Origin of the sequence: Actinomadura sp. KC06 (genome assembly GCF_004348735.1) — a bacterium.
GTDB lineage: Bacteria > Actinomycetota > Actinomycetes > Streptosporangiales > Streptosporangiaceae > Spirillospora.
This window is the reverse complement of sequence record NZ_SMKT01000020.1, coordinates 15,529-28,896: the sequence shown is the minus strand read 5'-3', so window position 1 is coordinate 28,896 and position 13,368 is coordinate 15,529. Positions and strand designations below refer to the sequence as shown.

Below are 13,368 nucleotides of genomic sequence, written 5' to 3'. Positions count from 1 at the left end.
CCTGCGGCCACTCCCGGTCAGGCGGCGCACTCGCGGCAGATCGGCTGGCCGTTCTTCTCGGTGGCCAGCTGGCTGCGGTGGTGCACCAGGAAGCAGCGGGTGCAGGTGAACTCGTCGGCCTGCCGGGGAACCACCCGGAAGGTGAGCTCCTCGTTCGACAGGTCGGCCCCGGGCAGCTCGGCGACCTCACCGGCGTCCAGGTCCTCGTCGATGATGCTGGCGGCCTTGTCGGCGCGCCGGGCCTGGAGCTCCTGGAGGCTGTCCTCGCTGAGGTCGTCGTCTGTCTTGCGTGGGCTGTCGTAGTCGGTCGCCATCTTCTATCTCCATCCCCCTCAGTGCTTTATGCGCCCCGTCGCGCGGAACTAACGCTCGGGGGACCGTTCTTGTGCCCGATCCGGGCGGGAAATTCTGTCACGGTTGGTGACCTGCGACACACAAGGCGCGACCGTCCCCACGAGTGACACCCATCACCCGCATCTCTTCCGAGAAATGTGTCTTCTGTCACATATCGAACGGATGTCGCGGTATGGCGCCGTAACCAGGGCTCCCGCCGCGGTTCGCGCGGCGGTCGGGGATCATATCGGTCCGGGGGGCGTTGTGCGCGCCGACCTGCCCGGCGCGGCGGGACGGCCGATCGGGCAGGTCGGACATCGAACCAGACTCTTCGGTGAAACGTCTGAACTAACGCGATATCGTGCCCGCCTGAGGTTGGGGGCGGGCCCCCTTGCGGGGCCTGCCCGGCGAACGCCGGCGGAAGGCCCCCGCGACGGGGTCCGGCGCACACTATCGCGGGACATCACTGCGGGTCACTGGAGGGTCAGATGCCGGATGCCGCTCCGCTGGAGCCGGGCGATCCTAGGGCACTCGGGCAGTACGAGGTCGTCGGACGGCTCGGCGCCGGGGGTCAGGGCGCCGTCTTCCTGGGCAGGACGCCCGGAGGCGAGTACGTCGCCGTCAAGCTGCTGCACGCGCAGATGGCGAACGACCCGGCCGCGCGGGCCCGGTTCACGCGCGAGGTGGCGGCGGCGCAGAAGGTCGAGCCGTTCTGCACGGCCCGCGTCCTGGAGGCCGACGTCCACGGCGACCAGCCGTACGTCGTCAGCGAGTTCATCGACGGGCCGTCCCTGCACGACGTCGTCGCGCACGACGGTCCGCGCAGCGCCGAGGAGCTGGAGCGCCTCGCGATCGGCACGGTGACGGCGCTCGCCGCCATCCACGAGGCCGGGATCGTCCACCGCGACTTCAAGCCGAACAACGTCATGCTGGCCTCGGACGGCCCGCGCGTCGTCGACTTCGGCATCGCCCGGACGGTCAACTCGCAGGAGAGCGCGGTGACCGCCACCGGCATGGTGGTCGGCACCCCCGGCTACCTGGCGCCCGAGCAGCTCACCGGCGCGCCGCTCACCCCGGCCGTGGACATCTTCGCCTGGGGCGCGACGATGGTGTTCGCCGCGACCGGGCAGTCGCCGTTCGAGGCGGACACGCTGCCGGTCATCATCAACCGGATCCTCAACGAGGAGCCCGACCTGTCCGCGCTGCCCGCGGGGCCGCTGCGCGACCTGGTCGGACGTTGCCTGTCCAAGGACGCGGGCCTGCGCCCGCCCGCGGCGCAGCTCCTGCTGAACCTGCTCGGGCACGTCGGCGTCGCGCCGGGCTCCCAGGCGGGCGGGCCGGACGACCTGCTCAACCAGGGCACCCGGATCGCGTCGCAGCTCGCGCCGCCGCCCCCGGTGCCGGCCGCGCCGCGTCCGCAGCACCCGCCGCAGCAGCAGATCACCCCGCCGCCGATGCCGATGCACCAGGCCGGGATGCCGCCGGGCCCGAACACGCCGCCGCCGCAGCCGATCACGCCGCCGCCCATGCCGATGTACCAGGGCGGGGCGATGCCGCCCCCGCCGCCGAACCAGCCGCGGATGCCGATGGGGCAGCCCGTCCCGCCGGGGCCCGGGTACGGGCAGCCGAAGCAGTCCGGCGGCGCCGGGCCGATCCTCGCGATCGGCTGCGGCGTGCTCGCGCTGATCGTCGTCATCGTGATCGTGGCGATCGTGGTCGTCGCCGCCAACAGCGACGACCCGGACCCTGATCCGTACACGCCGCCGCCGACGACCTACTCGCCGCGGACCGACTTCCCGACGCCGTCCACGACCCGCGGCGGCCTCATCGGCGTGTGGCGCGGCAACGGGTCCCAGCCGGGCGCCAGCTCGGGGCACACGAGCTTCGACGTCCGGTTCACGCTGGTGTACTCCAGCGGCATCGCGACCTACACCTACCCGTCCGGCTCGCAGGTCGAGTGCCGGACGCGGCTCACGCACCTGTCGGGCGACAGCGGCAGCTCGCGGATCGAGTACCAGGAGACCCCCTACACGGGGATGGACCCGAAGGAGTGCGCGCCCGGCTACATCACGTTCATCCCGTCCGGGTCCGGCACCACCATGCGGTGGGAGTGGCGGCAGACCCGCTCGGCCTCGTCCGCCCAGGCCTTCGGGACCGTGAGCAGGTGACGGACGAGGTCACGCCGCTTCGCGCGGGTGACCCGTCCCGGCTCGGCGCGTACCGCCTGACCGGCCTCCTCGGGGAGGGCGGTCAGGGGACGGTCTACCTCGGGGAGGACGAGCCGGGCCACCGGGTCGCCGTGAAGCTGCTGCACGCGCGGTTCAGCGGCGACCCGAAGGCGAGGGCGCGGTTCGCGGCCGAGGTGGCGGTCGCGAAGCGGGTCTCGGCGTTCTGCACGGCCCGCGTCCTGGACTCCGACGTCGAGGGCGACCGGCCGTACATCGTGAGCGAGTACATCGACGGCCCGCCGCTGTCGCAGGTGCTGTCCGCGGAGGGCCCGCGGCGGGGCACCGACCTGGACCGGCTGGCGATCGGGACGATGACGGCCCTCGCCGCCATCCACCAGGCGGGCGTCGTGCACCGCGACTTCAAGCCCGCCAACGTGCTGCTCGCGCCGGACGGCCCGCGGGTGATCGACTTCGGCATCGCGCGGGCGCTGGACGCGACGGGCACGATGTCGAGCACGGCCGTCGGCACGCCCGCCTACATGGCGCCGGAGCAGATCTCCGGGGCGCGGGTCGGGCCCGCGGCGGACGTGTTCGCGTGGGGCGCCACGATGGTCCACGCGGCGACGGCGCGTCCCGCGTTCGGGCACGACTCCATCCCCGCGGTCATGCACCGCATCCTCAACCTGCCGCCCGACCTCGGCGACCTGCACGCGCCGCTGCGCCAGATCGTGGCGGACTGCCTCAGCAAGGACCCGGCGCTGCGTCCCGAGTCCCAGCGCGTCCTGGCGCATCTGCTGAACCTCGCGGGAAGCCTCCCGCAGCCGGGCGCGCGGCAGGACGCCCCCGGCGACGACTCGGTGATCCTCACGCAGGGGGCCGCGACCGCGGCGACGGAGTCGGCTCGGCTGCGGATCGTCCAGACGCCGCCCGCCCAGACACCGCAGCCCCAGACACCGCAGCCCCAGACACCGCAGCCCCAGACACCGCAGCCCCAGACGCCGCCCGCCCAGACGCCGCCGCCTCAGACGCCGTCGATGGCGCCGCCCGGTGGGGCATGGCCGCCTCCGGCTCCCCCGCCTCCCGCTCCGCCGCCCGGCGGGCAGGGATACGCCGCGACCTGGCCGTCCTCCGCCGCCCCTGACATGGGCACCGACGTCCCCCGCCCGCCGGGACGGCGGGGCCGGCGCGGCATGGGCGTGCTGGCGAGCGCGGGCGGCGCCGCGCTGGTCGCCCTGGTCGTGGCCGGGACCGCGATCGCCGTCCAGCTCGCGGGCGACGGCGACCCCGACCCGACCACGACGTCGGCGGGCGGCCGGACGGGCGGCACCTTCCAGATGGCGATGCGGGGAGTGGGCACCAGCGCCGACGAGATCGACCCGTCGCACGCGTTCAGCGGCGCGGAGCGATTCCTCACCAAGCAGCTGTTCACCGGCCTGACCGAACTCGCCCCCGACGGCACCCCCCGCAACCGCCTCGCCACGCAGATCACCCCGGACGCGTCCTGCCGGCAATGGAAGATCCAGATCAAGGACGGGACGAGGTTCAGCGACGGCAGGCCCGTCGACGCGCAGGCGTTCGCCCGCGGCTGGGCCCGCAGCGCGGCGACGTCCGCCGGCGGCGGCGCCTACCTGATGACCGACATCGTGGGCTTCGCGGCGGTCTCGAGCGGCAAGGCCGAGACGCTATCGGGGGTCAAGGTGGTGTCCGGCACCCTGCTGGACGTCGCGCTCACGTCCCCCAACTGCGATTTCCCCGCGCGGCTGGCCGAGCCCGCGTTCATGCCCGTCCCCGAGGACGCGGGCAGGCCCGAGAACAAGGCGTACAACATCCGGCCCGTCGGGAACGGGCCGTTCAGCCTGCAGGATTACCGGGAGGACAGCCGGGTCACGCTGGTGCGCAACGACGCCTGGGCGTTCGGCAAGACGAAGTTCGACGCCGTCGACGTCCGCCTCAGCGACGAACCGGGCCTGGGACGCACGGCCTACGCCGCCGGCGAGGTCGACTGGTACACCGTCGGCACCGACCAGGTCGCCTCCGCCCCCAAGAACGAGCTGGTCACGCGTCCCTCGCCGTTCACCCGCATGCTCGTCCCGATCACCGCGCGCCCGCCGATGCACTCCAAGGACGCCAGGCTGGCGGTGTCCTACGCGATCGACCGGGAGAAGCTCGTCGCGCTGGCCGGCGGTTCCTACAAGCGGGCCCACGGCATCGTCCCGGCGGGGGTCCCCGGCTTCGGCGGGCCCGGCGCCTGCCCGTCGTGCGACGGGACGGACCCGGCGAAGGCCAAGGAACTCGCCGCGCGGGCGGGCCTCAAGCCCGGGACGGAGATGCGGTTCTACTACCGGGCCTCGACCGCCGACGAGAAGCTGGTCGAGGTCGTGCGGCACTCGCTGGAGTCGGTCCTCGGCTGGAAGATCGACGCGCGGGCGATCCCGCTCAGCGAGTACGAGCGCTTCCGCAAGGAACTCGTCAAGGACGACGCATGCGGCCTGGCGTTCTTCTCCTGGGGCCCCGACTACCCCAGCGCCTACTCGATGCTGTGGCCGCTCCTCGGCGGCACGGTGGTGGCGACCGGCACGAACAACTACTACAACCTGTCCGGCTGGAAGAACGGGAACTTCGACACCCTGATCTCCAGCGCGCTGCGGACACAGCCCGCCAGCACCCGCGCCAACCTGTTCCGGCAGGCCGAGAAGCTGGCGCTGGACGACATGGCCCTCATCCCCCTGGTCAACACCGGCTCGGCCGCGGTGCGCAGGGGCGGCATGTTCGTCGGCCTGGAGATGGACTACGACGGCGACCCGACCGTGGCGACGGCCGCGCTCAAGTAGGGCCCGCCCGGGGAATCAGCCCGGCGGGAGGCGCACGGTGACGATCAGCCCGCCGCCGGGCCGCGGCGCCGCGTACACGGCGCCCCGGTGCGCCAGCACCACCGACCGGACGATCGACAGCCCGAGCCCGGCGCCCTTGGCCGACTCGACGCGGTCGGCGTTCAGCCGCCGGAACGGCTCGAACAGCCGCTCCACCTCGTAGGCGGGCACGGCGGGGCCGGTGTTCTCGACCTGGATGGTGGCGTAGCCCTCCAGCATGCCGGTGCGGATCCACAGCTCGCCGCCGTCCTCGACGTTGTGCTTGATCGCGTTCTCGACGAGGTTGGACACCAGGTGCTCCAGCAGCACCGGGTCGCCGAGCGCCTTCCCCGACGTCAGCTCCGGATGGACGGACACGTCGAGGTCGTGGTCGCCGCGCGCGGAGTGCTCCAGCACCGTCGTCGCCACCTCGGCCAGGTCGACCGGGGTGCGGGTCGCGAGCTCCCGCTCGCTGCGGGCGAGCAGCAGCAGGCCCTCGATGAGCCGCTCGTGCCTGGCGTTGGTGGCGAGGAGCGTCCGGCCGACGGCGCGCAGGTCGTCGGAGACGTCCGGGTCGCCGAGCGCGACCTCCAGCAGCGTCCGGTTGATCGCGAGCGGGGTGCGCAGCTCGTGGGAGGCGTTCGCGACGAACCGGCGCTGGGAGTCGAACGCCATCCCGAGCCGTTCGAGCATCGCGTCGAAGGTGTCGGCCAGCTCCTTGATCTCGTCGTCCGGGCCCTCCAGCGCGATCCGCTCGTGCAGCGTGCTCTCCGACAGGCGGCGCGCGGTGGTGGTGACCCGCTGCAGCGGGCTGAGCGCCCGGTCGGCGACGAACCAGCCGAGCACCAGCGTGATGACCCCGACGCCGCCGAGCGCGAGCAGCGACCGTCCGACGAGCTGGCGCATCGTCTGCTCGACGAACTGGCGCTGCAGCGCGGCGGCCTCCTCGTCGGAGATGTTGAAGCCGATCACCTTGACGCCGCCGAGGATGTCGGCCATCAGCACCGACATCACGAACAGCAGCAGCGCGCCCGCCATGAAGAACAGCAGCCCGTACAGGAGGGTGAGCCGCAGCCGGACGCTCATGCGGGGCAGCGCCTTCATCTCGCCGAACGTCCCGCCGCCGTCGCCGCGCCACATGCCCTTGGGCGCCTGGGCGGGCTGCGGGACCTGCTGCGGGCCGGGCCGCCGCCACGGGCCGCCGCCGGACGTCTCCGTGCCGTCGCGGGGTTCGGGTTCGGTGGTCACAGCCGGTATCCCACACCGGGCACGGTCTCGATCACCGGGGGGTCGCCGAGCTTCTTGCGCAGCGTCATCATCGTGACGCGGACGACGTTCGTGAACGGGTCGATGTGCTCGTCCCAGGCCTTCTCCAGGAGCTGCTCGGAGCTGACGACGGCGCCGTCCGCGCTGAGCAGGACCTCCAGGACGGCGAACTCCTTGCGGGTCAGCTCGACGGGGCGGCCGTCCCGCGCGACCTCGCGGCGGGCCGGGTCGAGGCTGATCCCGGCGCGCTCCAGGACGGGCGGCAGCGGCGCGGCGGCGCGGCGGCCGAGGGCCCGCACCCGGGCGATCAGCTCGGCGAACGCGAACGGCTTGGCGAGGTAGTCGTCGGCGCCGATGGACAGGCCCTCGACGCGGTCGTCCAGCTCGCCCGCGGCGGTCAGCATGATGATCCGCGCCGGGTAGCGCTGCGCGACGAGCTGCTTGCAGACGTCGTCGCCGTGGACCTTGGGCAGGTCGCGGTCGAGCACGATCACGTCGTACTCGTTGACGCCGGCCCGCTCCAGCGCGCCGGCGCCGTCGTAGGCGACGTCCACGGCCAGCGTCTCCCTGCGCAGGCCGGTGGCGATCGCGTCGGCGAGCACCCGCTCGTCCTCGACGACTAGAACACGCACGAGGTCCCCCTCCATGGGCCGGGACGGGGCCCGTCCCGGCCTCCAGATATGCCACGGGAGCCGTAAGACGCCCGTAAACACCTGTTCAGATGATCGTTGTCAGCGCCGTGGTGGCAGCGGCGCAAGAATCCGCGAAAATTGCATCAGGGTTCAGGTTTACCTTCAGCCTAGGCCTGGGTAGGCATGGGCACGATCCGGGAGGAGGCCTATGGGCGAGTTGTCACGAATGATCCAGCAGCGACTCGATGACGCGTACGCGTCGCTGCGAAGCGCCCATGCAGAAGGAGACACCTACCTGGCGGACATTCGCCAGGAGGAGATCAACGACCTGCGCCGGATCGCAGCGAACAACGACATCGGTGTAGAGCCGCCCCGCTGCGACTGAGAACGCGCGAGCGACACGGGGAGCCCGGGACATGTGCGGTCCCGGGCTCCCCGTTCCATGTCCCGGATCAGTCGCCGAGCGGGTCCAGTGGCGCCAGGAGGTCGTGGAGGGCCTCGAAGGTGCCCGGGGCTGCTGCGATGGTCAGTTCCGGGCCGGGCGCGGCGCCGTGCAGGCCCTCGACGCGTCCGCCCGCCTCCCGGACGATCAGCCCGCCGGCGGCGATGTCCCACGCCTGGACGCCGCGCTCGTAGTAGGCGTCGACCCGTCCGGCCGCGAGCGAGCACAGGTCGACGCAGCAGGAGCCGCCGCGCCGGATGTCGCGGACGTTCGGCAGCACGCCCGTGAGGACCCGCGCCTGCCTGGCGCGCCGTCCGGCCGCGTAGCCGAACCCCGTGGCCACCAGCGCCTTGTCGAGCGGCACCCGAGAGTTCACGCGGAGTTCGCGCGTGCCGGACGCGCCGTGCTGGAGGGCGCCCTCGCCGCGCACGGCCGTGTACGACTCGCCCCGGCGCGGGATCTCCACGACCCCGGCGACGGCCGTGCCGTCCACCTCGGCGGCGATGCTGACCGCCCAGTCGGGCAGGTCGTAGAGGTAGTTGACGGTCCCGTCGATCGGGTCGACCACCCAGCGGACGCCGCTGCCGCCGGCCCGGTCGCCGCCCTCCTCGCCGAGGAACGCGTCGTCGGGGCGGGCGGCCCGGATCCGCTCGATGATCAGCTGCTCGGCGGCGCGGTCCAGGCGGGTGACGACGTCGGTCGGGGACGACTTGGTCCCCACGACGTCCGGGCCGCCCGCCGGACGCTTGTCGACCAGCATCCGGCCGGCCTCCCGCGCGGTCTCGGCGGCCAGCTCCAGGAGGTCGTCCGCCAGGCTCATCGTGCTCCTCGTGGGGGGACGACCCCCCACGCCCCCCGGTTCGCTTCGCTCATTTCGTCTCGGCCAGAAGGTGGCGGGGCAGGGCGGCGAACCTGGGGTCGGTGCCGGGGGTGGCGGCCCGCGCGAACGCGATGCCGAGGTCGGCGGCGCGTTCCGCGGCCTCGACGTCGAGGTCGAACTTGACCTCCATGTGGTCGGAGACGAACCCGATCGGCACGACCGCGACGGCGCGGACGCCTTCGCCGTGCAGCTTCTCCAGATGGTCGGTGATCTGCGGCTCCAGCCACGGTTGCGTGGGAGGGCCGCTGCGGCTCTGGTAGACGAGGTCCCACGGCGTTCCAGGGGCCGCCTTCTGCACGACCGTCCGCGCGGCCGTCTCCAGCTCATCGGCGTAAAGGTCCCGGTTGGGCTGGGACAGCGGCACGCTGTGCGCGGTGAAGACCAACCGTGCGTCTTCTGGGAGACGGCTCAGAGCGTCTTTTGCGGCGTCCACGAACGGTTCGATGAAGCCGGGCCTGTCGCAGTAGACGGGCAGCTTGTCTATCTCAGGCGCGTCCGGCACCTCTTGGCGCGCGCGCGCAATGTCGTTGAGGTACTGGTCGTTGGTGGAGTAGCCGCTGTAGGCGGACGTGACGAAAGCGGCCGCCCGGCGCACACCGTCCGCCTTCATCTGCCGGACGGTGTCGGCCAGGTACGGGGTCCAGTTCCGGTTGCCCCAGTAGACGGGCAGATCCACGCCGTGGGCGGCGAAATCGGCCTCGATCGCGGCCTTGAGGTCGCGGCACTGCTGGTTGATGGGGCTGACCCCGCCGAACATGTAGTAGTGCTCCCCCACCTCTTCCAGGCGCTCCCGTGGGATATTGCGGCCACGGGTCACGTTCTCCAGGAACGGGATCACGTCCTCGGGCCCCTCCGGCCCCCCGAAGGACAGCAGAAGCAACGCGTCATACGACGTCATGCTTCTATCCAATCAGCTGAACCGTGCGGCGTACGCGCGGGCGAGGCTGAGGACCTTCTGGACGTACCAGTGGGCATGGTTGTACTGGTACACCGCGTTGTAGAGCTGCTTGCCGCCCCTGCCAGCACCGTTCGCGCACAGGTATTTCGCTGCTCCGGGGATGGCGTCGTAGGGGTTCATGATGTCGGCCCTGCCGTCGCGGTCGCCGTCCACCCCGTACGCCTTCCACGTCGCGGGCATGAACTGCATCGGCCCGAGCGCGCCCGCGCTGGACCGGCCCGCGTTGCGGCCGTGGTCGCTCTCGACCTGGCCGATCGCGGCGAGGACCGTCCAGGACAGGCCCCGGCACGCGGTGGCCGCCTCCTTGTACAGGTCCAGGTAGCTGCTCGGACGGCCGCCGTCGCCGGGCGTCTGGTAGTCGTGCAGGTTGACGACGTTCGTGCCGGGCCCGAGGACCTTGGTCACGGCTTTGACGACCTTGGCCGGGCTCACGCCGGGCGCGTTGACCAGGACCGCCACGTTCGGGACGAGTCCGATCCGGCCTCCGGAGCTCCCGCTGACGAGCATGTCGATGCCGGGCAGGCCGAGGGGTCCGGCGCCGCCCATCGTCAGCTCGGGCATCGTCCGTCCGACCACCGGGTACCGCATGCCCCGGTTGAGCCGGAGATGCTCCGCGGCGGCCGTGGACACGACGAACCGGTCGGCGGCCAGCGCCTCCCACAGGGCGTTGTTCTTCGCGGTTCCGGGCGGCGTCCACGAGCGGAACGCCGACGGGTCGACGGCGAACGCGTTGACCTGCCGCCCCTGGAGCTGGACGGCGCCGCCCGCGACCGCCACGACGTCGCTGACCCGGCCCAGCGACGCGATCTTCTTGATCTTGGCGGCGGGGATCGAGCCGCGGCCGACCGCCAGCACGTCCGGCGGGACCACGCGCCGCAGCGGGGCGACCTCGCCGCCGGTGGCCACGTTGACCGGGTCGCCGGGCGGGACGCTCGGCGGCGGCTGCGCTCGCGACGAATCGGCGGCGGGCTCCGCGTCCTCCGTCGTCAGCGCCGCGATCACACCGCCGGACGCGGTCGCGACGGCGAGCACCGCGATACCGGCGACGGCGAGCCGCAGCCCCCGTCCGCGGCGGCGCGTCCCGGAAGGCGCGCCGGTGTTCTGCGGCCTCCGCTGCTTCTTCTCCGGCTTCGGCCTACGCGGTCGCATGTCGGGCTGGGGCTCGGGCTCGGTGCGCGGTGCTGATGGAGGAGCCACAACTTTTCCCAACGACTGTCGCTTAGGACGGTTACCCGCCTTGTCACTTCATTCCCACATGTAACAGGAACATGGGCGAGCCGGTATGCGACCGGATAGTACGGTATCGCCGGATTCCCCCCGGGTGCTTCCGGAGCAGAACATGAACTTTCCTCATGAACGGCGGCCGAGTAGAGTCACCGCATGTCCCCCGTGAGCAACCAGAAGTGGCGGAACTGGGCGGGAAACCAGCAGGCCACGCCGCATCGCGTCGTGACGCCGCGCACCGCCGACGAGGTGGGGGCGGCGGTGCGGTCGGCCGCCGACGACGGCCTCACGGTCCGCATGACGGGCACCGGACACTCCTTCACCGGCGCCGCCGTCGCGGAGGGCGTCCTGCTGCGTCCGGCCGGGCTCACGGCCGTGCGCTCGGTCGACACCGCGTCCGGGCTCGTCACGGTCGAGGCGGGGCTGCCGCTGCACCGGCTCAACCGCGTCCTGGACGATCACGGCCTCGCGCTGGCCAACATGGGCGACATCCAGGAGCAGACCGTCGCCGGCGCCCTGCAGACCGCCACGCACGGCACCGGGCGCGACGCCGCCGGGCTGGCCTCCCAGGTCGCCGAGCTCGAGCTCGTCCTCGCCGACGGCACCGTCGTGACCTGCTCGCGGAAGGAGCGTCCCGACCTGTTCGACGCGGCGTGCGCGGGCGTCGGCGCGCTCGGCGTCGTCACCGCCATCACCTGGCGGACCGTCCCGGCGTTCCTCCTGCGGGCACAGGAGGAACCGATGAAGTGGGACGAGGTCCTCGCGCGCCTGGACGAGTTCGACACCGCCAACGAGCACTTCGAGTTCTACTGGTTCCCGCACACCGAGGGCTGCCTGACTAAGAGGAACAACCGCGTCGAGGGTGCCGCGGAGCCGCTGTCCAGGTTCAAGTACTGGCTGGACGACCAGTTCCTGTCCAACACGGTGTTCGGAGCCGTCAACCGGCTGACGCACCGCGTTCCCAGCACGACGCGCTTCGTGAACGGCATCTCCGCCAAGGCTCTCGGCGCGCGCGCCTACAGCGACACTTCGTACAAGGTCTTCACCAGTCCGCGGACCGTCCGCTTCAAGGAGCAGGAGTACGCGATCCCGCGCGAGGAACTCGTCCCGGCGCTGCGTGAGCTGCGCGCCCTCTTCGCGCGGAGAGACTGGCGCATCAGCTTCCCGATCGAGGTCCGGATGCTTCCCCGCGAGGACGCCTGGCTGTCGATGGCCCACGGACGGCGCAGCGCGTTCATCGCCGTGCACGTCTACCACCGCGACGCGCACGAGGACTACTTCCGCGGCGTCGAGGACATCATGACCGCCCTCGACGGACGTCCGCACTGGGGCAAGCTCCACACGCGAGACGCCGCGTACCTGGAGAAGGTGTATCCGAGGTTCGGCGACTTCCGCGCCCTGCGCGACGAACTCGACCCCGACCGCCGCTTCGCCAACCCCTACACGAAACAGGTCTTCGGCGACTGAGGCGGCTTAGCCGGCGGGCGCCTGCGGGTCGGCGCCGCCCGGCTCCTGGCCGCCGCCGTCCGGACCCTCGGTGGGCGCCGGAGTGTCCGGAGGCGTCGGGACCGACGACGTGGGCGGGGTCGTCGGCTGGTCGGTGGGCCGCTGGGTCGGCTGCGTCGTCGGCTGCCCGTCCGGTGTGGTCGGCTGCGTGGACGGCGTGTCACCGGTCGGCGTCTCGCCTGGCGTGGCGCCCGGGCCGCTCGGGTCGCCGGACGGGCTCGGCGACGGATCGTCGTCCGCCTGCCCGCCACCGCCGCCCAGCACCTGCGTGACGGTCAGGCCATTGCCGCCCTTGCCGAGCGCCTGCCCGGTGGTCGCCTCGTAGATCGTGATCCCGACGATCACGATGGCGAACACCGCTGCCGACGACACCGCGAGCTTCACCCAGTGCGCCCTGGCCCACTCGACCGTGTTCTGCCACGCCGACCGCCGGGCGGCCTGGCGCACCGCGTCCTCCCCCGCGGCCTCGGCGAGCGAGGCGGCGACGGCGTCCACCGGGTCCAGGCGCGTGGAGCTCGGATCGGCGCCCGGCGGCAAGTCGCGACGCGTGGCGTTCGGATCGCCGCCGGACCGCGGGTCGAAGCGGGTGGCATTGGGATCACCACCGGCCAGGGGGTCGAACTGGGTGGCGTTGGGATCGCCGCCGGACGCCGGATCGAACCGGCGGGTGGCGTTCGGGTCGCCGGACCACACCACGGTGCGGGTCGGGTCGGCGCTGGTCGCCTCGTCCGCCGCGCCTTCGGCCGCGTCCCGCCGCCGCGCCGCCGCCTGGAGCTCGGTCAGCTCCTTGAGCCGTCCCCGGCCCTGGTCGAGGTAGTGCTTGCCGACCGCCGCCCCGGCCGTCGAGATCACGCTCATCAGCGCCGCGCCGATGATCGTCCCGTACACCCCCAGGTAGGACGCCCCCAAAGCCGCGGCCGCCGTCGCCGCCGCGCTCGCGATCAGCTGCGTCGTGCTGACGTCCGGCAGCTTGCGCGGCATGCCTCTGATCCCCCTCGTCCATCGCCGTCGAATCCCCGGAACAGAAACTAACCGGGACATCCGGGTTGTTCCGCCAGCGAACGTGACAATCGCAACGCCGGGCCGGTTGGAGCCGCGCGCGCCCGTCAG

General features: G+C 72.4%; 11 protein-coding genes. 4 read left to right on the top strand and 7 right to left on the bottom strand.

Annotated features, from left to right (window positions below; translation table 11 throughout):
• Positions 1-17: 17 nt before the first annotated feature.
• Entirely contained in the window at positions 18-314 is a 297-nt protein-coding gene (locus E1287_RS09610) for a DUF4193 domain-containing protein (protein WP_067893074.1), read from the bottom strand.
• Between the two features lie 507 nt (positions 315-821).
• Between E1287_RS09610 and E1287_RS09605 the strand changes: the two genes are divergently transcribed.
• Together E1287_RS09605 and E1287_RS09600 are read left to right on the top strand one after the other, a co-directional pair.
• Positions 822-2,501 carry a serine/threonine-protein kinase gene (locus E1287_RS09605; protein ID WP_131964512.1) on the top strand — a complete coding sequence of 560 codons (1,680 nt, stop codon included), beginning with the start codon at positions 822-824 and terminating at the stop codon, positions 2,499-2,501.
• Entirely contained in the window at positions 2,498-5,332 is a 2,835-nt protein-coding gene (locus E1287_RS09600) for an ABC transporter substrate-binding protein (protein WP_165968941.1), read from the top strand. The genes E1287_RS09605 and E1287_RS09600 overlap by 4 nt, the downstream gene beginning before the upstream one ends.
• A 15-nt stretch (positions 5,333-5,347) precedes the next feature.
• Here the strand turns inward: E1287_RS09600 and E1287_RS09595 are convergent, their stop codons facing one another.
• Both E1287_RS09595 and E1287_RS09590 read right to left on the bottom strand, forming a co-directional pair.
• Positions 5,348-6,598: a HAMP domain-containing sensor histidine kinase gene (locus E1287_RS09595; protein ID WP_243718785.1), complete on the bottom strand. Its 1,251-nt coding sequence runs from the start codon at positions 6,596-6,598 to the stop codon at positions 5,348-5,350.
• Complete coding sequence (locus E1287_RS09590; protein WP_131964510.1) at positions 6,595-7,248, bottom strand: response regulator transcription factor; 654 nt, start codon at positions 7,246-7,248, stop codon at positions 6,595-6,597. Before E1287_RS09590 ends, E1287_RS09595 begins: the two co-directional genes overlap by 4 nt.
• A 226-nt stretch (positions 7,249-7,474) precedes the next feature.
• Between E1287_RS09590 and E1287_RS43610 the strand changes: the two genes are divergently transcribed.
• On the top strand, positions 7,475-7,633 hold the full coding sequence (locus tag E1287_RS43610) for a hypothetical protein (protein ID WP_165968940.1): 159 nt from the start codon (positions 7,475-7,477) through the stop codon (positions 7,631-7,633).
• A gap of 67 nt (positions 7,634-7,700) precedes the next feature.
• Here the strand turns inward: E1287_RS43610 and E1287_RS09585 are convergent, their stop codons facing one another.
• Genes E1287_RS09585 through E1287_RS09575 form a run of 3 tightly spaced genes read right to left on the bottom strand, consistent with a single transcriptional unit; the run spans position 7,701 to position 10,677 of the window.
• Positions 7,701-8,510, bottom strand: coding sequence for an inositol monophosphatase family protein (locus tag E1287_RS09585; protein ID WP_131964509.1), 810 nt, complete (start codon positions 8,508-8,510; stop codon positions 7,701-7,703).
• A 49-nt stretch (positions 8,511-8,559) separates the two neighbouring features.
• Complete coding sequence (locus tag E1287_RS09580; protein WP_131964508.1) at positions 8,560-9,468, bottom strand: ferrochelatase; 909 nt, start codon at positions 9,466-9,468, stop codon at positions 8,560-8,562.
• Between the two features lie 12 nt (positions 9,469-9,480).
• On the bottom strand, positions 9,481-10,677 hold the full coding sequence (locus E1287_RS09575; protein WP_131964507.1) for a lytic transglycosylase domain-containing protein: 1,197 nt from the start codon (positions 10,675-10,677) through the stop codon (positions 9,481-9,483).
• Between the two features lie 231 nt (positions 10,678-10,908).
• Between E1287_RS09575 and E1287_RS09570 the strand changes: the two genes are divergently transcribed.
• The gene (locus E1287_RS09570) at positions 10,909-12,219 is read left to right on the top strand and encodes a D-arabinono-1,4-lactone oxidase (protein WP_131964506.1); all 1,311 of its coding nucleotides are present in this window, start codon (positions 10,909-10,911) and stop codon (positions 12,217-12,219) included.
• A gap of 6 nt (positions 12,220-12,225) precedes the next feature.
• On the opposite strand, the gene E1287_RS09565 is transcribed toward E1287_RS09570, so the two are convergent.
• Positions 12,226-13,239 carry a hypothetical protein gene (locus tag E1287_RS09565; protein ID WP_131964505.1) on the bottom strand — a complete coding sequence of 338 codons (1,014 nt, stop codon included), beginning with the start codon at positions 13,237-13,239 and terminating at the stop codon, positions 12,226-12,228.
• Between the last annotated feature and the right edge of the window lie 129 nt (positions 13,240-13,368).

Coding starts and splice junctions, on each gene's coding strand:
- E1287_RS09610 (WP_067893074.1), bottom strand. CDS start 314: ATGGCGACCGACTACGACAGCCCACGCAAGACAGACGACGACCTCAGC.
- E1287_RS09605 (WP_131964512.1), top strand. CDS start 822: ATGCCGGATGCCGCTCCGCTGGAGCCGGGCGATCCTAGGGCACTCGGG.
- E1287_RS43610 (WP_165968940.1), top strand. CDS start 7,475: ATGATCCAGCAGCGACTCGATGACGCGTACGCGTCGCTGCGAAGCGCC.
- E1287_RS09585 (WP_131964509.1), bottom strand. CDS start 8,510: ATGAGCCTGGCGGACGACCTCCTGGAGCTGGCCGCCGAGACCGCGCGG.
- E1287_RS09580 (WP_131964508.1), bottom strand. CDS start 9,468: ATGACGTCGTATGACGCGTTGCTTCTGCTGTCCTTCGGGGGGCCGGAG.
- E1287_RS09575 (WP_131964507.1), bottom strand. CDS start 10,677: ATGCGACCGCGTAGGCCGAAGCCGGAGAAGAAGCAGCGGAGGCCGCAG.
- E1287_RS09570 (WP_131964506.1), top strand. CDS start 10,909: ATGTCCCCCGTGAGCAACCAGAAGTGGCGGAACTGGGCGGGAAACCAG.
- E1287_RS09565 (WP_131964505.1), bottom strand. CDS start 13,239: ATGCCGCGCAAGCTGCCGGACGTCAGCACGACGCAGCTGATCGCGAGC.